A 26638-nucleotide genomic window follows, 5' to 3' on the forward strand; every position below is an offset into this window, starting at 1 on the left:
CGCCGATCGGGTCCGAGGGACAGCGGAGGTCTCCATCGACCACTGCCCCGGCGGACGACTCACGCTAGCAATCACATCGGGCCGGACTGACCCGCTCGGACGTCCCTCTTTACCCGGCCGCGCCGAGATGCTATCGCGTCAGGAGCCAGGCGAGCAGGATGAGAACGACCAGCGCCAGCAGCGCCCAGGTCACACGTGAACGGATCACCGGTTACAAACCCTTCCTGTCCTCATCGGCGAAGCGTCGCCGATCGATCACCGACATCACGCCGTCGACCAGCGCATTCAGCACAATCGCGACGAGGATGGCGCATGGCACCAGAACGACGAGGGTGACCAGCAGCTGTGGCACGAAGGCCAGGCCGGTCAGCCATTCCTCCACGCCATCCCACCAGGCGAGTAGGCCGCTCACAGTGATCTCCTCATCCATCGGCGGTCGTCGCCGGAATTTCGTTCAGCATGATTGGAAATCCCGGTTCGTACGATTCGGGCTCGTCGTCCGGGGCTGCCCGGACCGCGTGTCATGGTATCGCCACCACAGGTGATGGCCCGCCGGTCCCCTCGACCGTACGCCGTGGACGCGTACGGTCCACTTCCCAGCAGGTTCGGCGATCGGTTGCCGGTCCGGGGAACCCGTCCGGTCAGTCCGGGCGATCGAGCCGCCACGATTCGTAGGCGCGTGGGTCGTCGATGGGTTCCATGTGGATGGTGACCCGGAGATGGTCGAGCGCTCCATGTAATTCGGTCTCGACCCGTTCGGCGAGGTCGTGTCCACGGTCGATGGTCCACTCACCCGGCACCAGCATGTGCATCTGCAGGAATCGCTCATGGCCGGACTCTCTGGTCCGGATGTCGTGGAAGTCGATCCGCTGTGCCCGGAACACGTTGAGGACTGCGTCGATTTGCGCCAGGTCCTCATCTGGCAGCGCGGCGTCGAGGAGCCCTCCACCCGATCGCCACACGAGCCGGCCACCGACGACGAGGATGTTGATCGCGACGAGTATCGCGACGATCGAGTCCAGTGGCTGCCATCCGATCACGATCACCAGGAGCACTCCGACGACCACGCCGACGGTGGTCCACACGTCGGTCAGCAGATGCTTGCCGTCTGCCTCGAGGGTCATCGAGCGGTGCCTTCTACCTGCTCGGAGCAGGACCACGGCGACGGCGCCATTGATCACCGTCGCGACGACCGAGATCACGAGTCCCAGCCCCAGCGCCTCGAGTTCGGCCGGATGCAGCAGACGATCGACGGCGGCCACGATGATGGCGATCGCCGCGGCAACGATCAGTACGCCCTCGAACACTGCCGAAAAGTACTCGGCCTTGGCGTGACCGAAGTTGTGTTCGGCGTCGGCAGGTCGCGAAACCACCCGCAGCGCAAGGAATGCTGCGATGGCTGCGGCCAGGTTGACCAGTGATTCCAGTGCATCCGACAGCAGACCGACCGAGCCGCTGACCCGCCAGGCCACCAGCTTCAACACGATCACGACGATGGCGGTCGCGATACTCAGCAGCGCGTAGGGCGTCAGATCCTGACGCGTCTGGGCGGACCCGGAAGCCATGGGCTCATTCCATCACGATCGTCGGGGCCGTCGGCTTCCCGCTCAACGATTTGCTTCCCGCTCGACGAGATCATCGAGCGGGAAGCAAATGAGTGCGCGGGAATCACTGGGGATGCCTCTGCGCACCCTCACCCGACCAGGCCGCGCCGGCGCATCAACGGACCGATCTCCGGCCGGTGGCCGATCAACTCTTCGTGCGCTGCGAGCGGTTCCACACTGTCGCCGCGCGACAGCGTCGACTCGGCGAACCGTCTTCCGTTCTCCCGGCGCAGACCGCCCCCGGCCAGGAACCAGCGTTCGGTCTCCGCGTCGAGTACCTCCGACCAGATGTAGGAGTAGTAGCCGGCCGAATACCCGCCGCCGAAGATGTGATTGAAATAGGCGCTGCGATATCGCGGGGGGATCAGGTCGGTGCCGACACCGGATTCGCTCAGCGCCCGTGCCTCGAACTCCTCGACATCGTCGACCGCGTCGGCTTCCTCGACCGAGAGCCGGTGCCATGCCAGATCGAGAGCCGACGCCGCCAGGTATTCGATGGTGCCGTGGGCGGTGTCGGCGCCGGCGTTCGCACGGGCGGCATCGGCGAGCTCGTCGGGAATCGCCTCACCGGTCTCATGGTGACGCGCGTAGTTCGCGAGGACCTCGGGGTGCAATGCCCACATCTCGTTGACCTGCGAAGGGAATTCGACAAAGTCCCGGGGCACCGACGTCCCCGACTGCGACGGATAGTCGACTGCCGACAACAGGCCGTGCAACGCATGCCCGAACTCGTGGAACAACGTGGTGAGCTGGTCGATGCTCAGCAACGCCGGCTCACCATCGGCGGGCTTGGGCACGTTGAGGACATTCACGACGATGGGCCGGGTCGCCAGGACAGACGACTGGTCCACGATGTTGTTCATCCAGGCGCCACCACGCTTGGACGGTCGCGCGAAGTAGTCGCCGAGGAACAGCCCGATGCTGGTGTCGTCCTGGTCGAAGACCTCCCAGATACGGACGTCGGGGTGGTAGGCACGCAGGTCGGGGCGTTCGGTGAACCGCAGACCGTAGAGCCGGCCGGCCGCAAAGAACACTCCCCTGGTGATGACCGTGTCGAGTTCGCAGTAGTCGGCGAAGCCGTCGAGATCCACCGGAGCACTCGAACGACGCTGTTGTGCAAGCCAATACGTCGCATCCGCGGCGCCGACCTCGACCGAGGAATCCTGGCTACGCGCGAACTCGGTGAGCGCAGCCAGCTCTTTGTCACCGGCCACCATCGCCGAGGAGATGAGTTCGCCGAGCAGGTCATCGACCGCGGCCGGATCCGGTGCGGTCTGCTCGTCGATCACGTATTCGGCGTGATCGCGATATCCGAGCAGCTGTGCGCGCCGCGCCCGCAACCGCACGATCTCCAGAATGAGCTCGCGGGTGTCGAACTCGTTGCCGCGTGAGCAACGCGATACCGATGCGTCGAAGACCCGCCGGCGTGTGGCCGGATCGGAGAGCTCGGTGAGCACCGATTGGCTGGTCGGCAGTTCCAGACCGATCAGATACCCCACGTCGTGCCCGGCCTGCTCAGCGGCGCGCCGCGCCGACGCGAGATAGCCGGTCCCGAGGCCGGCCAACACCGCGACATCGTCGGCGTAGACCGCCGACGCGTTGGTGTCGTCGAGAATCCGCTGCGAGAAGGTGGTCGTCAGATATGCCAGGCGCGCAGAGATCTCGCGCATCTCCTGCTGCCCGGGCGCGTCGAGCGCCGCCCCCGCGCGCACGGATTCGCGGTAGCGCGTTTCCAACAAGCGCCGCTGAGGTTCGCTCAGTCCGAGATCGGCGATACGCGCGTGGAGGTCCGAGATCCGGGCGAACAGCGCCGGATTCATGGCGACGGTGTTCCCATGATCGGTCAGCCGGGTGGAGAGTTCCTGGGAGATCGCGTTGCGTTCGGGGTTGGCGTCCGACCCGACGAGATTGAAGAAGATCCCCGACGCCCGCGCAAGATCGCGCCCCGACAACTCCAGCGCCTCAATGGTATCGGTGAATGTCGCCGGTTCGGGCAGCTCGGCGATCTCGGCCACCTCGTCGAGATGTGCGGCCATCGCCGCGGTGAAGGCGGGCAGGAAGTCGTCGTCGGAGATCGAGGCGAAGTCGGGCAGTCCGTGTGGAAGTTCACTATGCGCCAGAACCGGATTAACCTTCGGCCCGCTCGATGTCATCATTTTCCCTTCGGCTTGTCACCCTGCGAATCCGTCGACAGCGCCGCCACGAACGCCTCCTGTGGCACATCGACCCGCCCGATCGTCTTCATGCGCTTCTTGCCTTCTTTCTGCTTCTCCAGCAGTTTGCGCTTACGACTGATGTCACCGCCGTAGCATTTGGCGAGAACATCCTTACGGATCGCCCGGATATTCTCGCGCGCAATGATCTTCGCTCCGATGGCCGCCTGGATCGGTACCTCATACTGCTGACGAGGGATCAGTTCTTTCAGCTTGAGCGCCATCTTGTTGCCGTAGGTGTAGGCCGCGTCACGGTGCACGATGGCGCTGAACGCGTCGACGGCTTCGCCTTGCAACAGAATGTCGACCTTGACCAGGTCGGCCTCCTGTTCACCGGCCTCCTCATAGTCCAGACTGGCGTAACCACGGGTCCGGGACTTCAGCGAGTCGAAGAAGTCGAAGATGATCTCGGCCATCGGCATGGTGTAGCGCATCTCCACCCGCGTCTCCGACAGATAGTCCATGCCGCCGAGCTCACCACGCCGCGACTGGCACAATTCCATGATGGCGCCGATGAATTCGCTCGGAGCGATGATCGTCGTCTTGACGATCGGCTCGAAGATGTTGCGGGCCTTGCCCTCAGGCCAATCCGACGGATTGGTGACGATGTGTTCGGCACCGTCCTCCATGACCACCCGGTACACGACATTGGGCGCAGTGGAGATCAGGTCGAGATCGAATTCGCGCTCGAGTCGCTCCCTGGTGATCTCCATGTGCAGCAGCCCGAGAAACCCACAACGGAAACCGAACCCGAGCGCCACCGACGTCTCCGGGTCATAGGTCAGCGATGCATCGTTGAGCTGCAGTTTGTCAAGCGCATCACGCAGCACCGGATAATCCGATCCGTCGACCGGGTACAGCCCCGAATAGACCATCGGCCGCGGTTCGCGGTAGCCGGTCAGCGGCTCGGTTGCGCCGTTCCGGGCGGCGGTGACCGTGTCACCGACTTTGGATTGGCGCACATCCTTGACGCCGGTGATGAGATAACCCACCTCCCCGACACCGAGACCCTTCGACGGCTTCGGGTCCGGCGAGACGATGCCGACCTCGAGCAGCTCGTGGGTCGTACCGGTCGACATCATCGCGATCTTCTCTCGGGGAACGACCTTCCCGTCGACCACACGCACGTAGGTGACCACACCCCGATAGGTGTCGTAGACCGAATCGAAGATCATCGCCCGCGGCGGCGCGTCGGGATCGCCCTGCGGGGCCGGAACCTGCCGGATGACCTCGTCGAGTAGCGCGGGCACCCCCACGCCGGTCTTTCCCGACACCCGCAGGACGTCGTCGGGTTCGCAGCCGATGATGTGCGCGATCTCTGCGGCATATCGGTCGGGATCGGCCGCAGGCAGGTCGATCTTGTTGAGCACCGGAATGATGGTCAGATCGTTGTCCATCGCGAGATACAGGTTCGCCAGCGTCTGCGCCTCGATGCCCTGTGCGGCGTCGACCAGCAGCACGGCCCCTTCGCACGCCTCGAGCGCACGCGAGACCTCGTAGGTGAAGTCGACGTGCCCGGGGGTGTCGATGAGGTGCAGCACGAATTCCTCGACGGTGCCGTCCGCGCGCGTCACCGTCCAGGGCAGCCGCACGTTCTGCGCCTTGATGGTGATACCGCGCTCACGCTCGATGTCCATCCGGTCGAGGTACTGCGCGCGCATGTCCCGGTCCGCGACCACACCGGTGAGCTGCAGCATCCGGTCGGCCAGGGTCGACTTCCCGTGGTCGATGTGCGCGATGATGCAGAAGTTCCTGATCTGCGCGGGATCGGTGAAGGTGGTGTCGGCGAAGCTGGGAATCGGACTACTCCTCGGTCAGAACACGGTGCTGCTTCCCACCAGTTTCTCATGCGAGCCCGACCTGGCGCCGGGGCCACGGTCTGACCGGGCGCGATAGCGTGGGACCCGTGCCTGCGCCCACGACCGAACTCGTCGACGACGATGACGTCGTCGCCACCGTCCACCATCCTGCGCAGTCCGCGATTGCGACCGTGATCCTGGCCCACGGGGCCGGCGGAAACCGGGACAGCGCGATCCTGGTGGCTTATGCCGACGAACTGTGCGCGCGGAGCCTGACCGTCGCGCGGATCGACCTTCCCTACCGGCAACGACGCCCGAAGGGTCCGCCCAGTCCATCGACGGCCGCCGCCGATCGTGACGGGATCCGGGCGGCGTGCGCGGCATTGCGGGGGCATTCACGCGGCCCCCTGATCATCGGTGGCCACTCCTACGGGGGACGCCAGGCGTCCATGGTCGTCGCCGAGGATGGCGGCGCCGCGGCAGCCGGTCTGCTACTCAGCTCATATCCGCTGCATCCGCCGGGCAGACCGGACCGGTTGCGGACCGAACACCTGCCGTCGATCACCATCCCGACCCTTGTCGTCCACGGTGCGTCCGATCCGTTCGCGGCCACCGACGAGATCCGGGCGGCCCTCGAGTTGATCCCCGCACCGACACATCTGGTGGAGATCGACAAGACCGGCCACAGCCTCGACCCGACGAAGAAGCCGACCGCTACGCTCGCCGCCGATGCCCTCGAGGCGTTCCTGCTGCCGCGGATCATCACATGAGGCGCCGAATCAGCCGTGCCACCGCCGAGCTGGCGCGGGCGGTCAGCTACTCCCCCGACCTCGACGGCGCGGCCGATCCGGGCGAGATCGTCTGGACCTGGGTCGAATTCGAGGACGACCCGACCCAGGGGAAAGATCGCCCGGTCCTTGTGGTCGGCCGTGATCGAAACGAGGAGCAGACCGACGACGTCCTCGGACTCATGTTGTCCAGCAAGGAGTATCACCGCGACGACGCCAACTGGGAGTCGCTCGGTTCCGGCGCCTGGGATACGCAGCACCGGGAGAGCTTCGTACGTCTCGACCGGGTGCTCGTCGTCGACGCCGACGGCATCCGCCGCGAGGGCGCGATCCTGCCGCGCGAGCAATTCGACGCGGTCGCAAGCCGATTGCGCCACAGCTACGGCTGGCGATGATCACGCCAGCCGCGTGATCTCCACGACGACATCGAGATCGGTGGCCTGCCCGCCGGTGTAGATGCCCTTGAGCGGCGACACGTCGGAGTAGTCGCGTCCGACCCCCACCGACACGTGTTGCTCGGTGATCGACGTGAAGTTGGTCGGGTCGAATCCCCACCACCCACCGGTCCACGCCTCGATCCAGGCATGACTCTGGCCTTCGACCGTCTTGTCCACGGCCGCTTCGGGTTCGGGGTGCAGATAGCCCGACACGTAGCGGGAAGGTATGCCGAGGCCACGCAACATCAGCAGGGTGAGGTGCGCATAGTCCTGACAGACGCCCTTGCGCTCATTCCACGCGTCGACGGCGGTGGTATGGACCCCGGTGGTGCCCGGTACGTACTCCATCTCGTCGTAGACATACCGGCAGACCGCCTCGACTGCCTCCTCCGGGTCGAGGCCCTTGACCAGTCGTCGCGCGGCAGCGGTCAGCGATCGATTGCGCGGCACATACGTTGTGTTCGAGAGCGTCTCGTCGTACCGGTCCTCGACGTCTGTGTTCCGGATGCCTTCCCAGTCACGTCTGCGTTGGGCCCCGGGACGGTCGCCGGCTTCGGTCTCCACGACCGACATGCCCGACACCTCCAGTTCCTCGTGTGGCGCATGGAGATCGAAGGCGGTGACCGCCGACCCCCAGTAGTCGGTGTAGCGATAGGAACGGGTCGCCGGGACGGTTTCCACCCGGTTCACGATGACGTTCTGCCTGCCATCGCTACGCGGCGTCAGGCGGGCTTCGTTGTAGGACGAGGTGACCGGATTCTTGTAGGCGAATCCCGTCGAATGCACGACCCGCAGTCGCCAGCTCACAATTCACTCTCCTCGATGACATGTTCTTCACCGTCGCTGACCCGGGCATCCGCCCACGACACGTATGGGGAGACATGGAAGTACTGGGCGGTGACCGCCTCGTTGACCGCGCGACAGGTGTCCTGCAGATCCAGCAACCGCTCCTGCAGACCATCCAGCAGATCCCCTGGCTCCAGGAACTCCAGCGAACTGCGTGCGCGACCGAGCAACAACAACGCCTCGGCCTGCGCGCCCGTACGGCTGGGCCCCTTCTCGAGATCGGCCAGGTGATGTTCGGCGACGCGGAGCGCATGGAACACCGATCGCGGAAACAGCCGGTCGAGCAACATGAATTCGACGATGTTCTCGGCGTTGATCACGCCCCGGTAGGTACGCAGAAAGGTGTCGTGGGCGCCGGCGGAGACCAGCACGTTGACCCAGGCGGGTGACCCGGCACGATCACCGGCGCGCGCGAGCAACATCCGGATCGTCATGTCCACGCGCTCGACCGAACGTCCCAGCAGGAGGTATCGGTAGCCGTCGTCGTGGCTCAGGGTGGCGTCGGCGAGGCCGGCGAACATGGCGGCCCGGTTCTTCACATACGACAGGAATTCGTGCGGGCCCAGGCGTCGCGACCGTCGCTCGGCGTCGGCGAGTCCGTTGTAGGTGGTGTTGAGACATTCCCACATCTCACTCGACGTGACTTCCCGGGCGCCCCGGGCATTCTGCCGTGCCGAGCGAATGAGGTCGACGATCGATCCCGTCGAACCCTTGGCGTAGGCCACCCGCTCGGTGAGCGCCCATACATCGAGTTCTGCGCCATTTGCCGGCGGGTCGAGACCCAGCACCTGGATCACCTGACGCACCGAACTGTCGACGTCGGCAGTGGCGTCCTCGAGCAGCTGGTGTATCGCCACGTCGAGTAGCCGTGCCATGTCGTCGGCACGCTCGACGTAGCGCCCGATCCAATAGAGCGACTCGGCGTTTCGGGCGAGCATCATCGGCCATCACCGCCTGGTGCGACCGGCACCGACTGCGTCTGCGTCATCGAACCCGTCGTCTGACTCTGGATGCCGTGGGATTGCATGCCCTGGGTCTGGATGCCGTGGGATTGCATGCCGTTGGTCTGAATGTCCTTGCTCTGCTGCTGTTGTTGTTGTTGGGTCTGGGCGACCAGCGGGTCAGGAGCACTCTCGGCAGGCCGCGCCGCCGCGACACTGCTCTTGGTGACCACCTTGGCGCCCGCGAGTTCACGTTCGCCCTCGGAGGAGCGCGTGGCCAGCACCCACGTGTCCTTGGACCCTCCGCCCTGACTCGAATTGACCACGAGCGACCCCTCCGGCAACGCCACCCGGGTGAGTCCTCCGGGCAGCACCCACACCGACTCGCCGTCGTTGACCGCGAACGGACGTAGGTCGACGTGGCGGGGACTGAGGTTGTCGCCGGCCTTGGTCGGCACCGTGGACAGCTGCACGACCGGCTGCGCAATCCAGCCGCGCGGGTCGGCGCGCACCTTACGGGCGAGTGTGTCGAGTTCGGCACCGGTGGCGTCGGGCCCGAAGACGATGCCGTAACCGCCCGATCCCTCAACGGGTTTCACGACGAGCTCGTCGATTCTGTCGAGTACCTCCTCGCATTCCTCGGGCAACCAGCACCGCAAGGTGTCGACGTTCGACAGGATCGGCTTCTCACCGAGGTAGTAGTCGATGATCTCCGGCACATAGGTGTAGATCAGCTTGTCGTCGCCGACGCCGTTGCCCACCGCCGACGAGATGACCACATTGCCTGCGCGCGCGGCGTTCAGCAGTCCGGCAACGCCGAGCATCGAGTCCGGACGGAACTGCATCGGATCGAGATATTCGTCATCGACGCGCCGATAGATGACATCGACACGCTGTTCGCCCTCGGTCGTCCGCATGTAGACGACGTTGTCGCGGCAGAACAGATCTCGGCCCTCGACGAGTTCCACTCCCATCAATCGGGCAAGCAGCGAATGCTCGTAGTACGCCGAATTCGCCACCCCCGGGGTGAGGACGACGATGTTCGGGTCGGCCTCGTTGAAGGCGGCCGAAGCGCGCAACGCCCGCAGCAGGTGGCTGGGATAGTCGGCCACGGCACGCACCTTGTGGGAGGAGAAGAGGTCGGGGAACACGCGAGCCATCGTGCGCCGGTTCTCCATCACATATGACACGCCGGATGGAGATCGCAGATTGTCCTCGAGGACCCGGAAATCTCCGTTCGCGTCGCGGATCAGGTCGATACCCGCGACATGTATGCGGACGCCGTTGGGCGGCCTGATGTTTGCCGCCTGCCGATGGAAGTGTTCACACGAATGAACCAGCCGTTTGGGCAACACGCCGTCACGCAGGATTTCCTGCTCGCCATAGACGTCGTCGAGGAAGAGCTCCAGCGCCTGCACGCGCTGGGTGATCCCGGCTTCGAGTTTGGACCACTCGCCGGCTGAAATCACCCGTGGCACAACGTCGAGCGGGAACGGACGCTCCATACCCGAGAGCGAGAATGTGATGCCCTGATCGATGAACGCACGTCCGAGAGCGTCGATACGTCCCTCGATGTCGGCACGTTCGGATTCGGCCATCACCTTGAAGATTCCGCGATAGGCCGGCCGCACGTCACCGTTGCCGTCGAACATCTCGTCGTAGGCCACGCCAAATGATCTAGCCGCCTCGTAGTCGGCGAAAATCCCTGTCTGCGTCGGCTTTACGACAACCTTCGCCGATTTCGCCTTCCCCTGCCGGGCATTCGGTGCCGATTTGGGCTCGACCTTGGCGGCCGGTGTACGCCCCGGGGCGGTCTTCGCGGTGGACGTCTTACGCACCTTCTTCGCGGGCGTATCCGTCTGTGCAGGACTCATAACCTGACATGGTGCCTCAGATCGACCGATTCGGCATGGTGGTCGCGCGACGCGCGGTTCACCCATCACCTCTCGATGATCGCGCGCACCCGGTCAGGCTCCGGCTCTCGAGGAACTGCCGATGGAGCGACGCGCGGCCAGTATGCGCCGTCGGGCGCGGCGCACCAGATTCATCGCCCGCGTCTGCGGCGCGGGCCCGATGCTGGGCATCGGCTCGCCCAGGATCATCTCGGCGAGTACGTCGAGTGCCGCGTCGAGGACGTCCTCGGCCGGGGTGACCGCCGCCGAGTCCCCGGCTACCCGGGACACGCGCAGGTCATCGAGCGAACCGACCACCGGGTATCCCGCTGCCTCGATTCCGCCGATCATCACGTCGGCCCGATCGGCCACCCAGGCACGCTGGTCGGCTGACAGGCCGCGCGCCGCACCGCTGGAACGGCCGGCCATGATCTCGGCAACCACGCGTTCCTTCACCACACGTTCGTAACGCGGCCAGTCCACGACGTCGGGCTGGAGGCGCCCGTTGAGCCGCCGTAGCAATTCCGTCTGTGCGCTCGACAGCGACGAGTTGAGATTCGGCACCGGAACGGTGAGCGGGGCCGGATCGACGCGAAGGACCGAGAGGAACCGCTCCCACAGTCCGTCACCGGCGGCAGGAGTCCGCGGCACTGTCACGACGTGAATGCGCTCGGGGCCCACCACTGCCGCCCAGCGGGCCAGGATCTGTACATAATCCTGGAACTCCCAGAACGGCTCGGTATCGGTCAAGTGCTCCGACGAGGTAGTGGCCTCGGCCTGCTCCCGCACCGAGATGAAGAACTCGTCGAAGGACGCACAGCGCTGATTCTTGACGTTCTCTTGCCACACCGAAGGCAGTTGACGCGCGAGATCGCGCACGGTCGCGATCACCTGCACCTCATCGGCAAACGACAGATCGTCGACGAGCCGACCGACCGACTCCGTGGTCGCGGTGGCGAGGAGTTCGTGGGAGATCAGCGACGTCTGCGGCCACGGCCGCATCTGCGCGACCATCGCCGGCCAGGCATCGGCGAAGGCGGGATCCACCCAGTCCAGGTATCGCTCGGGCTGCAGATGTACCGCGGCGTGGAAGTGATCAGAGATCACATTTCCCGGATACAGCAGGCCCGATTCGCCTAGCGCGAGGTCGCGGTTGTGCCACAGTCGATCCTGCAAATGGGTGGTACCGGTCTTGGGTAAGCCGATGTGAACGTAGACGACGGACATGGTTTCTTCACCGTATCCCCGCCGCCTGCCGTATCCCGCCGCCTGCCGGATTCCCGGGGCTCCGGCCACGGCGCACGACGACGGCAATTTTGGGGCCGACCTCACCGACTGGTAAACTCGATCGCTGTCGCAGCGTCACGAGCGCCCGTTCGCGGATTTGCGTCTGACCTGCCGAAACAAGCACGAACCAAACAAACGAGGTACACACGCGTGGCAAATATCAAGTCCCAGATCAAGCGCAACCGCACCAATGAGGTCCGGCGTCAGCGCAACCAGTCGGTCAAGTCTTCCCTGCGCACCGCGATCCGCGGTTTCCGTGAGGCCGTGGACGCCGGCGACAAAGACAAGGCAGGCGATCTCCTCGTGAGCACCAGCCGCAAGCTGGACAAGGCTGCGAGCAAGGGCGTCATCCACGCCAACCAGGCGGCCAACAAGAAGTCGGCGATGGCGGTCGCCGTCAACAAACTCTGATCCTCGTCTGAAGCGACGGTCGCATCTTGAGCGGCCGAGAATTCTTCTCCTCACCCCGGTGACTCCCACGCGGTCGCCGGGGTGAAGTTCGTGCACCGGCGTGGTCCGGCGGGCGCCGATCGTGTCCGTCAGCCGGCCCGCCGCCGGCCGGCCGGGCGGAGCGATGCGATTCGGGCAACCGCATCGGTCAGTGCGAAGTCGGCGTCGGCGGCCTGTCCTTTCACATCACCGTTGAGCGCGGCCGCCACGACCACCGCCGCCGCGATCGATTCCGAATCCCACGCCCGGCCCTGCGCCTGGGCATTCTTCACCCGCCGGGGCGACATGCCCAATTCGGCCGCCGCCGACGCATCGACATTTCCCAGCGCGCGGACCCGCGCGATCGCGTGCACGGCTTCGGCCAGCGCGTCGGCCAGCAGCACCCGTGGAACTCCGTGATGGAGGGCCCACGCCAGCGACTCCAGGGCGCCGGCGCGATCGCCCGCGACCGCCTTGTCGGCGACCTCGAACCCGCTGACCTCCGGGCGGCCCTGGTAATACAGCCGGACCGAATCCTCGTCGACCCTGCCGCCGGTGTCGGCGACGAGCTGGCTGCACGCGGCCGCGAGTTCTCGTAAACTCGCACCCACCGACTCGACGATCACCTCGACGACATCGTTGGGGACCCGCACGTCCAGGGTTCGAAACTCGTTGCGCACGAAGGTCATACGTTCCGACGGCCAGCGTGGGGCGACACATTCGTGCACGGTTGCCCCGGCCTTGCGAAGATCGGCGGCCAGCGCCTTGGCGCGGCCGCCACCGCTGTGGATCACCAGGAGGGTGATGCCGTCGGGCAGTGCCCTCGCCGTCTCGGAGATGAGGGCGGCCGGCTGCTTTCCCGCGTCGGCGGCCGACTCGACGACCACCATCCGCTCGTCGGCGAACAGGGACGGACTGAGCAATTCGGCCAGTTCCGGACCAGTCACGTCACCGGCGCGCACCCTGGTGACCGGGACGTCGCCGCCGCTCGCGGCACGACGCTCGGAAACGACCGCGTCGACGACTCGGCCGGTGAGGAAGTCGTCGTCCCCGACGAGCAGATGCAGGCGTTCGGTCACGGCGCCCATCGTGCCAGACCGCGCCGACACCGGGCCAGTGCCCGCCGCAGCCCGTCGCCGTCGATCCGACGCGCACCGGCCACCGCCGCGACGACCGTGGCCGACAACCCGGTGGCCACCGCCAGCCCGGACCAGCCATCGGGTATCTCGATCACTGCCCACTGCGCCGACCCGAGGCGCTCGGCGCAACTGATCATCCACCACATCTCCGGTGCCATTGCCCGGATCAGCAACTCCGAGGCCATCATTCCGATGCCCTGAGCACCCCCGATCCCGCCGATCAGGGCAGCCGCGGTCCCGACGATGCCGATCACCGCGACCACCGGAGCCACCGCCACATTGGCCACGACCGATACCAGACTGAGGGTGCCGGACAGATACGCGATCATCGGCGCGGTGGTCACCTGTGCCGCGACCGCCATCGCCACCAGCTCGGCCACCCCGCCCGGGACCCGCGCCGCGCGCAGCATGTCACGGACTCCCGGTGCCACCACGACCAGACCGGCGGTCGCCACGACCGAGAGGACGAATCCCGGCGCGCGCGCCAGTTCCGGCCACCACACCAAGCCGCCGATCACCGCCCCGCCGAGCGCCGGTAGTGCCTGCACACGTCGTGACGAGAGCACCGCGAGCAGTCCGACGGCACCCATCATGGCTGCCCGCAACACGCTCGGCGACGGGCGCACCAACACGACGAAGCCGATGATGGACAGTGCCCCGGCGATCACGACCACCTTCGGCGGGGCACCGCCGAGCCGCAAGGCGAAGATGACCGCGCCGCACACCAACGCGAAGTTCGCACCGGAGACTGCGGTGAGGTGCAGCAGTCCCGCGTCCCGGAAGTCTTCCCGCACATCCGGATCGAGGGCGCTCTCGTCGCCGAGAACCAAACCGGGGAACAGTCCGGAGGCCTTGGGTGACAATGCCCGCGACGAGCTGCGCTGCAACCGGTCGCGCAGGTGCGCGGCGAGTCGTTGCATCGGGGGTGGCCGGCCCAGCCGTTCGGGTGTGCCCGACGCACGCAACCGGGCGACCACCAGCTCGCCCGGCCGCGCGGACCCCACGGTCACCACCGCGCGAACCCGCTGCCCCGGCGACAGGTTCGCCCACGACTGCGCGTTCCCGATGAGTTCGGCCGAGGCTGCCGGCACCGATCGCCGCGCGACGGCGTGGATCTCGACGCGGGCGCGAACCGTCCCCGCGGACACCGGGCCGAACGGGACCGGGTCTTCTTGTAGGGACAGCCACATCGTCACCTTGCCGTGCATCTCGTGAACCGGGTGCCGGTCACGGGTCTCCAGCCGCATCGCCATCGCCGTGGCGCAGCCGGCCGCGAGCAGCGCACATATCAGTGCCGGACCCGTGAACCCCCACCGCAGCCGGCCGGCACACCACATCGCGGCGACGGCGAGGCCCAAGAGCGCTGCGCCCACCGCGATCATCACCGCTGTGCGGACCGTCGCGCCCAGGCAGACGCCGGTGACGATCCATACCGCAACCGACGGCAACAGCAACCGCAGATCCTGGTCTCGCATTCACACCGTCACCAGGCTGCGTAACTTGGCCAGTCGCGACGGACCGATCCCGTCCACCTCCGCCAGTTGGTCGACGGAACTGAATGAACCGTTGCGCGTGCGCCATTCGATGATCGACTTGGCGGTGACCGGGCCGACGCCCGGCAATGCGTCCAACTCGCTTTCCGACGCGGTGTTCAGATTCACCAGAGTTCCGGCAGCGCCTGCCGACCCCGAGGTGCCTCGCGCCGGCGGGGTTTGTGTTCCGGCCGCAGACGGATGCGGGCCCGCGCCCGTCGGAGGCGGGCCCGCTGCGGGGGCACCGGCGGCCGCAACCACCGCGCTTCGCAGCGTGAGTTGCCCCTGTCCGTCGGTGTAGCCGACCAGGATCTGGTCGCCATCGCGGAGTACCTGTGCCAGATTCAGCGATACCGTGTCGGCGCCGTCGCGGGTACCACCGGCTGCCGCCAGCGCATCGGCGACCCGGGAATTCGCGTTCAGCCGTACCAATCCCGGTCTATGGACGAGGCCGACCACGCTGACGACGACCTCGGCGGCGGGTGTGGCGGGCGGTGTGCCCGGCCCCGAACCGCCTGCCGGCGTCGCCCCCGACGTCGCCGGCGCGGCACCGGGCGTCGGGAAGTCCACCGCGGGCGCCTCGTCGGACCCGCGGAACAGGCCATAACCTGCGATCACACAGGCCACGACACCGACGAGAATGATCGCGATCGCCGCCGGTGGCGCAACCGCGAACCGTCGTCGTGGTGGGTCGTCGGGCTCATCGAGGTCATCGGAGTCGTGGGGCTCGCCGAACGCACCGCGCTCGCCTTCTCCGAAAACAGTACGGCGACTGCCGGTTCGGTGATCGGGCTCGGGTGGGTCCAGCCAGGCCGGCAACGCGACCGCTCCCCACCGGTCGTCGACGGGGGCCTGTTGCGCCACGGGCTCGGCCTGTTGCGCCACGGGCTCGGCCTGCGGCGCCTCGGGCTCGGCACCGACATCGTCGTCGGCGGCAGGCACGGGGACGGCCGCCGCCGTCGGTGGACGGTCGAGCCCGGTGAGTCGGTCGAGGGCCGACCGACGCCGCGTCCCGGCGGGACCGACCTCACCGGCCCGGCGCGGTGTCCGTGCGGTGTCACTCATGCGGCGAGCCTAGGAGGCGCGGACCACGTCTGGGAGCGTCCGTCTACCCGGCGGACGAGTGCTGTGGAACGACGCGGTTCTGTGGAGAGCCGTTACGCCCGGCCGGCCCGCGTCAACCGATGTCGTCGGCACCCACGATCGGATCCAGATGCGTCGTCACGGTCACCCCGAGCGCCCCGGGACCGACGTGGGTACCCAGGATGGGGCCGAGATCAACGGTGAGCTCAGAGGTCACCAGGCGCAGGCGAGTGCGGACCTGCTCGGCCAGATCGTTTGCGGCATCGGGGTTTTGGCAATGCTGAATACCAAGGGTGACCACGCGTCCGTCGGCGAAGTCGACAGCTGTGTCCACCATCTTCGCCACCGCCCGCGAAAAGGTACGTTGACGCTCACGCAGTGTCAGCATGCCGTCGTCGAGCGCCAGAATCGGTTTGATCGACAATGCGGAGCCGAACAGTTTTCCCGCCGCGCTGATCCGTCCGCTGTTGCGCAGGTTGTCGAGGCTGTGCACGCAGATCAGGGACTCGATGGTGGACGACTGCCGGATCGCAGACTCATAGACGCGATCCCGGTCGGCACCTGCGCCGGCCGCCTGAGCGGCCGCGATGGCGACGAAACCGAGACTCAAACCCACCGCACGGGAATCGACCACCCGAACCTGGCCGGGAAAGTTCTCCGCGGCCAGCCGCGCCGCGCCCCACGTTCCCGACAGGCGCCGCGACATCATGACCGCGACCACGCCGTCGCCCGCGCCGGCCTCGACTGCGACACCGAACGCCTCGGTGAGCTCGTGCGGATTCGCGCCCGACGTGGTCACTCCCGGCTTGGTGATCAGGTCGCCGGGGATGTCGTCGACCCCATCGCGATAGTCGACGCCGTCGAGCGCCACGTGCAACGGCACCACCATGATCTGGTAATGATCGGCGATCGCCCGTGGGAGACGAGCCGAGGAATCTGTGACGACAACGACAGGCACGCGTCTACGTTAGCCGTTGCATTCGGGCGGCCCACGCCGGTGCGTGTCACCGCGACATGCGCCGGCGTCACGGGCGCCGGTCATCCGACCGATACACCCATGCCACCGATCAGGGACGCAGGACCGGTTCGACCACGTCGGTGACGGCGTCGGCGATCTGCGCGTGACACTCGAATCCCCAGTGGATGCCGTCGGGGTTCATCTCGACGGCCGGGTCGGCGAAGAGATCGCGGGTGATCGGATAGAAATCGACTGTGGGCAGCCCCGCACCGGTGGCCCACCGCAGCATCGCCGCGGTGGTCGGCACCCGGCCGGTGTGCACGCTCCCGTAGTACGGGCTGCGGTGCGTCGGGGGCAGACACACCACGATCGGCAGCTCCGGCCGTAGCGAACTCAGCGCGCCGCGGATCCTTTCGAGATGTTCGATGGTGACCTTGGGCGGCAGCGCCATCGGCCAGCCGATCCGTGCCGCCCGCGGCTGCACCCATTGGTAACCGGTGCGGACGCTCTGGCGCAGCCGCGGCGGCCGCAGATAACGGATCTGCTCACGCAGCGCGGTCGGCAACGGTGACGGCAGACTGTCCATCCCGCCGATCGCGATCACCACAACCCGGGCCGCGGGAACCGCCGCCCAGATGTTCGGGTCCTGGGTCAGCGCCCACCACACGTCTCGGCTGGTCCAACCGATCCGCCCGAACAGACACGTCGACAGACCGACCCGATCGCCGACGAGATTCGGCCAGATCCGCCGATCGTCGGCGGGCAGCCCGCCGCCCGGACCGTAGTAGGCCAGCGAATCCGACAGCACCAGCACAGAACCGTCCGCCGAGTGCGCCGGATGGCGGCGATCGATCACTGGATCGCCGCGTCGGCTGCCTCCGCCGAGGCGTTCCAGACGTCGAGCCGCCACCGGGGGGCCTGGCCGGGGAGTGCGTGACCGGACAGTTGCACCCAACTGGTGTTGGCCAGTCCGCCCAGCACCGGCCAGCGCTGCACCGGCAGATCCAGCAAGGCCGCCGTCAGCGCGGCGATGACGCCGCCGTGGGCGACCAAGACCACCGGTGACTCCCCACTCCCCCAATCACCAAGCGCCTCAACGAGTTCGTCGACCACTGGCACAGCGCGGGCGGCGACGTCTGTGCGGCTCTCGCCCCCGGGCGGTGCCCAGGTGGCATCATCGCGCCACCTCGCCCGCGCTCCTGGCATCGCATCGTCGACCTCGAGGTGTGTCATGCCCTGCCAACTGCCCAGATGCGTCTCGCGCAGGCGCACGTCGGTGTCGACGGAAAGCCCGGTGGCCCGTGCCAGCGCCTCGGCGGTATCACGGGCGCGTCGCAGATCCGAGGACCGGATCAGTATCGGACGCTTCTCCGCCAGTGCTCCGGCAGCCGACTTCGCCTGCTGCACACCGAGTTCGGATAGCTCAGTGTCCAGCTGCCCCTGCATCCGGCTGGCCGCATTGTATTCGGTTTGTCCGTGGCGCAACAAGATCAGTCGACGTACCACCGGCGTCAGACGCTCGACCGAGGTGTCACCGCCGTCGGGATCGCCACTCACTTCACGTCCCCGGCGGACGTGTCCCCGGCCGGCGCATCATCGACCGGACCACTCGTGACGTCCACGGTCGGACAGTCCTTCCACAGACTCTCCAGTGCATAGAAGGCGCGCTCGTCGGCATGCTGGATGTGGATGACGATGTCGATGTAATCCAGGAGCGCCCAACGACCTTCGCGGGTCCCCTCGCGGCGGGCCGGCTTGTATCCGGCCGCACGCATCTTCTCCTCGACCTCGTCGGTGATCGCGTTGACCTGCCGCTCGTTGTCGGCAGAGGCGATGACGAACAGATCGGTGATGACCAACTGTTCGGAGACATCGATGACGGTCACGTCGTGGCCGAGTTTGTCCTCGGCGGCCAGCGCGGCCACCTGCGCCATCGTCCGTGCCTCGGCTGATGCAGTCACACAAGTCCTTTCCTGCGTTGAGTCGGCGACCCCGCGGGGCCGCCGGTTCTCTCCGGTTCTGACGTCGGTATCGCGCCGCGCGTGATCATGGCGCCGACACGCGTGGGGAATTGTTCCGTAACGGCCGGTAGAGCCGGCGTTTGGCGATGTACTGCACCACCCCGTCGGGTACGAGATACCACACCGGCCGCCCGTGCGCGGCGCGCTCCCGGCACTCGGTAGAGGAGATGGCCAGTGCCGGGATCTCCAGCATCCGCAACGTATCCGGCGGCAGATCCTGCAGATGCTGGGCCAGATGGCGGACGTTCAGCTCGTAGCCGGGCCGGCTGACGCCGACAAAGTTGGCGAGCTCGAACAGCTCCTCCCAGTTCTGCCACGACAGGATCGACTCCAGCGCATCGGCGCCGGTGATGAAGAACAGCTCGGCGTCGGGCAGGGTCGCGCGCAGGTCGCGGAGCGTATCGACGGTGTAGGTATAGCCCGCCCGGTCGATGTCGACCCGGCTCACCGAGAACTGCGGGTTGGAGGCGGTCGCGATCACGGTCATCAGGTAGCGATCCTCGGCCGGCGACACCTGCTTGCTGTGTTCCTCGTCGAGGCCGCGCTGCCTGTCCGCACCACCGCGGGGCAAGCCCACCGGTTGCGCACCCGCCCGCTCGGTGCCGTCGAGAAGCTTCTGCCATGGCCGGCCCGTCGGCACGAAGATCACCTCATGTAGCGAGAAGCGATGGGCGACTTCGCTGGCCGCGACGAGGTGACCGTTGTGGATCGGGTCGAATGTGCCGCCCATCACGCCGATTCGGCGGCGCGCCTGCGGGCGGTCGATGGACATGGAGGGTGAGTCTACGCGGTGTCACCGGCCGAGCGGGTGACGGCGCCGCCGATACCGCAGGCGGCGGCGGCCGCTCACACCGGAAGCAGGTCGCCGATGACGGTTGCCAGCTGCCGGGCGTTACGGCATTCGAACATGTCGATGACCTCCGCATACTCGTCGGCCACCGAATCACCGGTGCCCCACTCGGCGCCCGGCTCGGGATTGAGCCAATAGGCGTGGCGCGCCCGCTCGACGAGTTGCGCGAGGAGCTCGGTACGGGCAAACCCGAAGTTGGTGCGGGCGTCCCCGAGGATCAGCAGAGCCCCGCGATGGGTCAGCGTCTCGGCGTACTCGCCGACGAATCCGCGCAGCATGTTCCCATAGTCGGAGTGCCCATCACGGGTGATCAGCCGCGCCGTCTCGATCATCTGTGACATCGCGGCGCGGGTGTCTCCGCCGAATCCGGCGTCGGCATCGTTGCGTGGATCGAACAGATCGGTCACCTCGTCGACGCTGTCGATGAATGCGAAGACGCGGACCTTCGAGAACTGTTGGCGCAGCGCATATACGAGGTTGAGGGTAAACGCCGAGAAGCCGGCGACCGAGCCGGAGACGTCGCAGATGACGATGAGCTCGGGGCGTCCGGGCCGGGGTTTCCGGTGGCGCAGTTCGATGGGGACACCGCCGGTCGACATCGACGCACGCAACGTGGCGCGTACGTCGGCCGGCCCACGGCGCGCACGGCGCCGACGGGTCTCGAGCCGCGAGGCCAGCAGCCGCGCCAGCGGGTCGACGGTTCGGCGCAACTCTGCCTGCTCTCTGGCCCCGGCGGTGAGGAAGGCGATGTTCTCGGGCAGCTTGGGCACCGCGTACTCGCCGACGCGTTCACGCCCGTTGCGGGCCGACATCCGGCGCTGGGTCTCGCGTTCGATCGCGGCGCGCACCACCGCGGCCCGGTCGCGGGCGGCACGCCGGAACATGGGTTCGGTGCCCACGTCGAGTTCCGCGGGTCGGCCACCGGCCATCGCGGCCGCGATCCGGGCGATCAGTGTCTGCGGCTCGATCGACGAGAGCGCCTGGTAGGCCGAATATGCATCGCCCCGCGCGGACTCGTACCGGCCGAGCACCTCCACGATTTCGGCGACCATCGCGTCGAGACGACCGTCGGACTCGGCGTCGGGGTCGGCGAGCACGCGCGCCAGTTCGTCGCGGGTCGCGGCGATGTCGACCGCACCGTCCTCGGTGCGCGGCAGTTCCTCGGCGGTCGACCGTGCGCCCGGGGCGGCCGGAAACCACAGGTCGAAGAGCCGGTCGAACGCCGTGCGGTGCAGATGGTCGTCGAGCAGTGTCGCCGCCAGGCCTTCTCGCAGACTGCGGCGGTCCAGCAGGTCGAGCACCTCGACCGCGCGGGCTGCGTCGATCAGATTCGACGGCCCCACCACGACGCCGCGGCGCCGCAGTTCGTCGACGAAGTCGGTGAGGTGCGCGACGAACGGCGCGGTGTCCGGCCCGGCCGTCATCAGCCGAGCTTGAGTTCTTTGATCGCGGTGTTCAGATCCGGCCGGTGTTTGAGCACCACTCCCAGGGTGCGGGCGATCAGTCCGTTGTCGAGACCGCGGCCCGACCGCGCTCGGTGGTCGGGATCCTGACCGGCACCGAGCGCCAGCAGCGTGTTCGCCCAGTCGATCGTCTCGGCCACCGACGGCTTCTTGCGGATGTCCAGACCACGCAGCACCCCGACGACCCGTATCAGCTCGGCGGCCAGCGAATCCGAGAGTGCGGGTACCCGTGACGCCAGGATCTCCTTCTCCCGCTTGGCATCCGGAAAGTCGATGTACAGGTATAGGCAGCGCCGTTTGAGCGCTTCGGACAGTTCCCGGGTGGCGTTGGAGGTCAGCAACACGATCGGGCGCCGCGCGGCGACGACAGTTCCCATCTCGGGGATGGTGACCGCGAAATCGCTGAGGACCTCCAGCAGCAGCCCCTCCATGTCCACATCGGCTTTATCGATCTCGTCGATCAGCAGCACCGTGGCGCCCGGCCGCGAGATGGCCGTCAGCAACGGCCGCGGCAGCAGGAATTCCTCGGAGAAGATGTCGGTCTTGGCCTCGGCCCAGTCGCGGGTGCCGGTCGACTGGATGTGCAGGATCTGTTTGGCATGGTTCCACTCGTAGAGGGCACGCGCCTCGTCGATGCCCTCATAGCACTGCAGCCGCACCAATTCGGCGTCGGTGGCCCCGGCGATCGCCTTGGCCAACTCGGTCTTGCCGACCCCCGCGGGGCCCTCGACCAGCAGCGGTTTGCCGAGGCGATCGGCGAGAAAGGTGGCGGTGGCGGTGGCGTCGTCGGCGAGGTATCCGGTGCCGCGCAGCCGGGTGGCCACGTCGGGCACATCACGGAACGACGGTTGCACGGTGGCCTCGGGGTGGGCACTGCCCGAAGTGTGGGCTCGCGCCGGTGTCTGCGGTGTCATGGGTTCACCTGTGTCTTGTCTATCGGGTTTCACGCCGGCCGGATATGGCCGTCGCCCCAGACGATCCATTTGGTGGACGTCAATTCGGGCAGACCCATCGGACCGCGGGCATGCAGTTTCTGCGTCGAGATGCCGATCTCCGCGCCGAAACCGAACTGCTCCCCATCGGTGAACGCGGTGGAGGCGTTGACGATCACCGCCGCGGCGTCGACGCGGTCGGTGAATTCCTGCGCCGCGGACAGATCGGTGGTGATGATGGCCTCGGTGTGTCCGGTGCCGTAGGTGTCGATGTGCGCGACCGCGGCATCGAGACCGTCGACGATCTTCATGGCGATGTCCATCGACAGATATTCATCGGCCCAATCGGTTTCGGTCGCCGGCTCCATGCCGTCCTCGTCGCCGTGGATGACCACCCCCTGCGCCTGCAGCGCCTGACTGATCTTCGGGACGGCCTCTGCGGCGATGGCCTTGTCGATGAGCACCGTCTCGGCGGTATTGCACACACTGGGGCGACGCGTTTTGGCGTTGAGGACGATTCGGGTGGCGATATCGATGTCGGCGAGGGCGTGCACGTAGACGTGGCAGTTGCCGGTGCCGGTCTCGATGGTCGGCACGGTGGCGTTGGCGACCACCGCATTGATCAACCCGGCACCGCCGCGCGGGATCACCACGTCCACCAGGCCGCGCGCCCGGATCAGCGCGGTCACGCTGGCCCGGTCGTCGCTGGGCAGCAGCGCAACGGCATCAGCGGTCACTCCCTTGCTGCTCAAGGTGTCTCGCAGAATTCGCACGAGTTCGGTATTGGACGAGGCGGCCGAGGAGGACCCGCGCAGCAACACCGCGTTCCCGGACTTGAAGGCGATCCCGAAGGCATCGACGGTGACGTTGGGGCGCGCCTCGTAGACGATGCCGACCACCCCGAGCGGTACCCGCTCCTGCCGCAGCCGCAACCCGTTCGGCAGGGTCTTGCCCGCAATGACCTCGCCGATCGGATCGGCCAGCAGCGCGACCTGCCGCAAGCCGGTGGCGATCGCGGCGACGCGCTGCGGGGTCAGTCGCAGACGGTCGAGCAGGCTCGCCTCGGTTCCGGCGGCCTCGGCGCGCGCGATGTCCTCGGCGTTGGCCGCCACGACGGCTTCCGTCGCGGCCTCGATCGCGTCGGCGGCGGCGAGCAAGACATCGTTCTTGGCGGCGGTGGTCACTCGGCCGAGCGCGCGTGATGCGACCTTGGCGGCCTTGGCCAGGTCGGTGACGATCTGCTCGACGCCGGTGTCGGCGGGACTGACGGCGGGTGCGCTCACGGATTCCTCCCGAATGCTCTCCCGACCGCGATACTCGGCGATCCCAATGCTCCACCACACCGGCCGGGTTATGACGACCACCAGACTACGTGCGGTCCTCGGCGCGGCCCAACGTCGACCCCGCCACCGGCCCGCGGTCAGCAGGACTCGAGGACATCAGCGAGGACCTTCCGGCTCGCCATATCGATGCTGAGTCCGTATCCGGCGACCACTTCGACGAATTGGACCGCGTAGCGGCAGTGGAACGCCGTCAGCGGCGGCATCCACACCGCCGGTTCGGCATCGCTCTTGGCCTGATTCGACTCGCCGTCGACCGCCACCAGATTCGCCGGATCGTTGGCGAAGTCGGCGCGACGCTCCGCGGGCCACGACCACGCGCCCATATCCCATGACAACGCCAACGGGACAATGTGATCGATCTGCGCAGCGGTGGCACCGCGATCACGGCGGAACACCACCGTGTCACCGGTGTACGGGCTGCGGAACTCGCCGGAAAGGATCGCCGACGGGCAGGACCGGACCGGTCCGACGGTCACGTCCGAGAGGTCGCGGCGCAGGATGTCGTTACGGGTGTCGCACCCGTTGTGCCCGCCGCGCACCGACACCGCGTCGGTCCACGCCACGCCGAATGCGCCGCGCTCATAGTCGTCGCGATCGGGCCGTCGCGGTACCGTCGGCACCCGGACGAGGACCGCGAGTGCCGCCACCGCGTGTGCATGTGCGGCGGGATCAGGACGCGCGCGATCGAGGTTGACCGTCACCGCGACGATCAAAGCCGTTGTCACGCAGGCGATCAGAATCACCCAGCGACGAATCGGCCACGAGACGGCGCCCGGGGCGCCCACCCGGCCGCGTGCCGCCGGACCGCTACGACTTGTCCAGGTATGCGATCTTGTCCGGAACCAGGATCGCGTCGACCAGAGCATCCATTTCAGGGTGGTCGGCCAGTGTCCGGTCCGCAGCGGTGATCTGCTGGGCCAGTTCGCGGGCGTCGGCGATGATGTCGGCGTCGTCGAGGAGCGACAGGAAGTGCAGCGACGTCTTGCCGCCGGATTGCAGCGAGCCGAGGACATCACCCTCCCTCCGCTGTTGGAGATCCACCCGGGCCAGGACGAATCCATCATTGGACGCAGCGACCGCCCCCAGTCGTTCCATCGATTTCGATTCCGGTGCACTTGTGGTCATCAGCAGGCACAACCCGGGCAGGCCACCACGGCCGACGCGGCCGCGCAACTGGTGGAGCTGACTGACGCCGAAGCGTTCGGCATCGACGATCAGCATCATGGTCGCGTTGTGGACGTCGACGCCGACCTCGATCACGGTCGTTGACACCAGGATGTCGATCTCACCGCGCCCGAAGGCGTCCATCACCTCGGCCTTCTCCTCGGCCGGCAGCCGTCCGTGCAGCATCGCGATGCGGTGTGCGCCCAACGGGGACGCGAGCAGCTCGTGGTACTGGTCGAGCACCGCCACGGTCTGGTCCTCGGCGTCGTCGGTGGCGTTGCCCTTCTTCTTCGCCGGCGCCTTCGCCGGCGTCTTCGCGGGTGCGTCGGGATCGTCGCCGATCCGTGAGCACACCACGTAGACCTGCCGTCCCGCGGCGACCTCCTCGGCGACACGCGCCCACGCCCGGTTCACCCATTTGGCGTTGCCGGTCGGCACGACGGTGGTGGTGATGGGCCTGCGGCCTGCGGGTAGTTCGGTCAGCACGGAGGTGTCGAGATCACCGAACGCCGTCATGGCGACCGTGCGCGGGATGGGGGTCGCGGTCATCACGAGCATGTGGGGCACGACGCCGTCGCGGCCCCGCCTGCGCAGGGTGTCACGCTGTTCGACTCCGAAGCGATGCTGCTCGTCGACCACGACCATCCCGAGGTCGAAGAACGTCACGTTCTCCTCGAGCAGAGCGTGGGTACCGATGACGATCCCGACCTCTCCGGTGACCACGTCGAGCAACGTTTGGCGTTTGTCCTTCGTCTTCATCGAGCCGGTCATCAGCGCGACCCCGGTGGCACCGTCGGCCGCGCCGAGGCGACCGGCCGTCCCCAACTCGCCGAGCATCGACCCGATGGTCCGATAATGCTGGGCGGCAAGGACTTCGGTGGGCGCGAGCAGCGCGCATTGATGTCCGTTGTCGACGACGCGCAGCATCGCGAGCACCGAGACCAAGGTCTTACCCGAACCCACCTCACCCTGGAGCAGTCTGCTCATCGGCTGCTCACGACCGAGATCGTCGCCGATCTCGGCGCCGACATCTCGCTGTCCGGCCGTGAGGGTGAACGGCAGCCGCGACAACAGGCGTTCCTCGAGTCCGCCGGGGACGTATGGACAGGCGGGTGCGGTATCGGTGCGCCCGTCGAGCCGGCGCTGCGCCAGCACCAACTGGATCGCGAGTGCCTCATCGAATTTCATGCGATCGCGGGCCGGAGCGATCTCGGCATCGGAATCGGGCAGATGTACCGCGCGGATCGCGTCGTCGGTCCGGATCAGTCCGTGCGTGCGACGCTCCTCGTCGTCGAGGGCTTCCGGCAGCGGCCCCAAGAGATCGAGAACACGACGGACGGCGCTCCAGATCTCCCAGGTCTGGCAACTGCTCGTCGCGGGATACATCGGGATGATGGCCCGGTCGAAAAGCGCGAGTAGCGGATTCGGCCGGGACGGGTCCGATCCGCTCGCCCGGCGTTCGAGTTCGTACATCTCGGTCATCATGGGCGAGCCGATGACCTTGTCGACGTCGGCGCCTTCTTCGGGAAGAACCAACCACTGTGGATGGGTCAGCTGCGGCTGCTCGCGGAAGAACTTCACCGTACCGGCCAGCATCACGCGGGTACCGGGTGTGAGGATCTTCAGTAGCCGGCGGGCATGGAAGAAGCTGACGTCGAATGACTGCTTCTCGTCGTTGACGGTCACCTTCAGGAACTCACCGTGACGCTTGTGCATCTGGATCATCTGCGCCCTGGCGACCCGACCGATGATGCTGACCCACTCGCCCTCGTCCAGATCCTGCGCTGCCGAGGCCTGCCCACGGCGCACATACCGGCGCGGCGCGTGGCGCAGCAGCTCGCCGACGGTGGTCGCCCCCAGCGTGGCCAGACCGGCCGCCATCTTCGGGCCCAGCACCGCCTCAAGCGAATCCGACGG

At 67.1% G+C, this 26638-nt stretch carries 24 protein-coding genes; 3 read left to right on the forward strand and 21 right to left on the reverse strand.

The genetic code is table 11. The features are described 5' to 3' along the window. Positions 1-211: 211 nt before the first annotated feature. The 4 genes from ACLQ3C_RS04060 to lepA form a co-directional block, all read right to left on the reverse strand. Entirely contained in the window at positions 212-412 is a 201-nt protein-coding gene (locus tag ACLQ3C_RS04060) for a hypothetical protein (RefSeq protein WP_425703676.1), read from the reverse strand. A 229-nt stretch (positions 413-641) separates the two neighbouring features. Continuing rightward, positions 642-1565 (reverse strand): cation diffusion facilitator family transporter, encoded by a 924-nt coding sequence (locus tag ACLQ3C_RS04065; protein WP_425703678.1) that lies wholly within the window; start codon positions 1563-1565, stop codon positions 642-644. A 128-nt stretch (positions 1566-1693) separates the two neighbouring features. Further along, on the reverse strand, positions 1694-3760 hold the full coding sequence (locus tag ACLQ3C_RS04070) for a M3 family metallopeptidase (protein ID WP_425703680.1): 2067 nt from the start codon (positions 3758-3760) through the stop codon (positions 1694-1696). Continuing rightward, complete coding sequence (lepA, locus tag ACLQ3C_RS04075; RefSeq protein WP_425703975.1) at positions 3757-5616, reverse strand: translation elongation factor 4; 1860 nt, start codon at positions 5614-5616, stop codon at positions 3757-3759. The genes ACLQ3C_RS04070 and lepA overlap by 4 nt, the downstream gene beginning before the upstream one ends. Positions 5617-5714: 98 nt before the next feature. On the opposite strand from lepA, the gene ACLQ3C_RS04080 reads away from it, so the two are divergent. Together ACLQ3C_RS04080 and ACLQ3C_RS04085 are read left to right on the forward strand one after the other, a co-directional pair. Further along, the gene (locus ACLQ3C_RS04080; protein WP_425703682.1) at positions 5715-6386 is read left to right on the forward strand and encodes an alpha/beta fold hydrolase; all 672 of its coding nucleotides are present in this window, start codon (positions 5715-5717) and stop codon (positions 6384-6386) included. Beyond that, a complete protein-coding gene (locus ACLQ3C_RS04085; protein ID WP_425703684.1) occupies positions 6383-6799 on the forward strand; it encodes a type II toxin-antitoxin system PemK/MazF family toxin in 417 nt (138 codons plus the stop codon). Before ACLQ3C_RS04080 ends, ACLQ3C_RS04085 begins: the two co-directional genes overlap by 4 nt. On the opposite strand, the gene ACLQ3C_RS04090 is transcribed toward ACLQ3C_RS04085, so the two are convergent. The 4 genes from ACLQ3C_RS04090 to ACLQ3C_RS04105 form a co-directional block, all read right to left on the reverse strand. After that, a complete protein-coding gene (locus ACLQ3C_RS04090) occupies positions 6800-7648 on the reverse strand; it encodes a transglutaminase family protein (RefSeq protein ID WP_425703686.1) in 849 nt (282 codons plus the stop codon). After that, positions 7645-8628, reverse strand: a complete 984-nt coding sequence (locus ACLQ3C_RS04095; RefSeq protein ID WP_425703688.1) for an alpha-E domain-containing protein — start codon at positions 8626-8628, stop codon at positions 7645-7647. The genes ACLQ3C_RS04090 and ACLQ3C_RS04095 overlap by 4 nt, the downstream gene beginning before the upstream one ends. Beyond that, the gene (locus tag ACLQ3C_RS04100) at positions 8625-10280 is read right to left on the reverse strand and encodes a circularly permuted type 2 ATP-grasp protein (RefSeq protein WP_425703976.1); all 1656 of its coding nucleotides are present in this window, start codon (positions 10278-10280) and stop codon (positions 8625-8627) included. Before ACLQ3C_RS04100 ends, ACLQ3C_RS04095 begins: the two co-directional genes overlap by 4 nt. Before the next feature lie 315 nt (positions 10281-10595). Then, on the reverse strand, positions 10596-11747 hold the full coding sequence (locus ACLQ3C_RS04105) for a sulfotransferase family protein (protein WP_425703690.1): 1152 nt from the start codon (positions 11745-11747) through the stop codon (positions 10596-10598). A 210-nt stretch (positions 11748-11957) separates the two neighbouring features. Between ACLQ3C_RS04105 and rpsT the strand changes: the two genes are divergently transcribed. Then, positions 11958-12218, forward strand: coding sequence for a 30S ribosomal protein S20 (gene rpsT, locus ACLQ3C_RS04110; protein ID WP_425703692.1), 261 nt, complete (start codon positions 11958-11960; stop codon positions 12216-12218). A 128-nt stretch (positions 12219-12346) separates the two neighbouring features. Here the strand turns inward: rpsT and holA are convergent, their stop codons facing one another. From holA to ACLQ3C_RS04175, 13 genes are all read right to left on the reverse strand, one after another. After that, a complete protein-coding gene (gene holA, locus ACLQ3C_RS04115) occupies positions 12347-13324 on the reverse strand; it encodes a DNA polymerase III subunit delta (protein ID WP_425703693.1) in 978 nt (325 codons plus the stop codon). After that, on the reverse strand, positions 13312-14850 hold the full coding sequence (locus ACLQ3C_RS04120) for a ComEC/Rec2 family competence protein (RefSeq protein WP_425703694.1): 1539 nt from the start codon (positions 14848-14850) through the stop codon (positions 13312-13314). Before ACLQ3C_RS04120 ends, holA begins: the two co-directional genes overlap by 13 nt. Next, complete coding sequence (locus ACLQ3C_RS04125; RefSeq protein WP_425703695.1) at positions 14851-15972, reverse strand: helix-hairpin-helix domain-containing protein; 1122 nt, start codon at positions 15970-15972, stop codon at positions 14851-14853. Positions 15973-16084: 112 nt separating this feature from the next. Beyond that, positions 16085-16948, reverse strand: a complete 864-nt coding sequence (locus tag ACLQ3C_RS04130; RefSeq protein ID WP_425703697.1) for a DegV family protein — start codon at positions 16946-16948, stop codon at positions 16085-16087. A 109-nt stretch (positions 16949-17057) separates the two neighbouring features. Next, the gene (gene octT / locus ACLQ3C_RS04135) at positions 17058-17804 is read right to left on the reverse strand and encodes a diglucosylglycerate octanoyltransferase (RefSeq protein WP_425703699.1); all 747 of its coding nucleotides are present in this window, start codon (positions 17802-17804) and stop codon (positions 17058-17060) included. Next, complete coding sequence (locus ACLQ3C_RS04140) at positions 17801-18505, reverse strand: histidine phosphatase family protein (protein ID WP_425703701.1); 705 nt, start codon at positions 18503-18505, stop codon at positions 17801-17803. Before ACLQ3C_RS04140 ends, octT begins: the two co-directional genes overlap by 4 nt. Continuing rightward, the gene (gene rsfS / locus ACLQ3C_RS04145; protein WP_425703702.1) at positions 18502-18909 is read right to left on the reverse strand and encodes a ribosome silencing factor; all 408 of its coding nucleotides are present in this window, start codon (positions 18907-18909) and stop codon (positions 18502-18504) included. Before rsfS ends, ACLQ3C_RS04140 begins: the two co-directional genes overlap by 4 nt. Positions 18910-18994: 85 nt before the next feature. Further along, on the reverse strand, positions 18995-19741 hold the full coding sequence (gene nadD / locus ACLQ3C_RS04150) for a nicotinate-nucleotide adenylyltransferase (RefSeq protein WP_425703703.1): 747 nt from the start codon (positions 19739-19741) through the stop codon (positions 18995-18997). Positions 19742-19815: 74 nt separating this feature from the next. After that, entirely contained in the window at positions 19816-21243 is a 1428-nt protein-coding gene (locus ACLQ3C_RS04155; protein ID WP_425703705.1) for a vWA domain-containing protein, read from the reverse strand. Continuing rightward, the gene (locus ACLQ3C_RS04160) at positions 21243-22196 is read right to left on the reverse strand and encodes an AAA family ATPase (RefSeq protein ID WP_425703707.1); all 954 of its coding nucleotides are present in this window, start codon (positions 22194-22196) and stop codon (positions 21243-21245) included. Before ACLQ3C_RS04160 ends, ACLQ3C_RS04155 begins: the two co-directional genes overlap by 1 nt. A gap of 29 nt (positions 22197-22225) precedes the next feature. Next, the gene (locus ACLQ3C_RS04165; protein WP_425703709.1) at positions 22226-23497 is read right to left on the reverse strand and encodes a glutamate-5-semialdehyde dehydrogenase; all 1272 of its coding nucleotides are present in this window, start codon (positions 23495-23497) and stop codon (positions 22226-22228) included. 137 nt (positions 23498-23634) lie between these two features. Further along, entirely contained in the window at positions 23635-24423 is a 789-nt protein-coding gene (locus tag ACLQ3C_RS04170; RefSeq protein ID WP_425703711.1) for an HNH endonuclease family protein, read from the reverse strand. Beyond that, positions 24365-26602, reverse strand: a complete 2238-nt coding sequence (locus ACLQ3C_RS04175; protein WP_425703977.1) for an ATP-dependent DNA helicase RecG — start codon at positions 26600-26602, stop codon at positions 24365-24367. Before ACLQ3C_RS04175 ends, ACLQ3C_RS04170 begins: the two co-directional genes overlap by 59 nt. Positions 26603-26638 lie beyond the last annotated feature (36 nt).

This window comes from Gordonia sp. DT30, from assembly GCF_049844915.1.
Lineage (GTDB): Bacteria > Actinomycetota > Actinomycetes > Mycobacteriales > Mycobacteriaceae > Gordonia.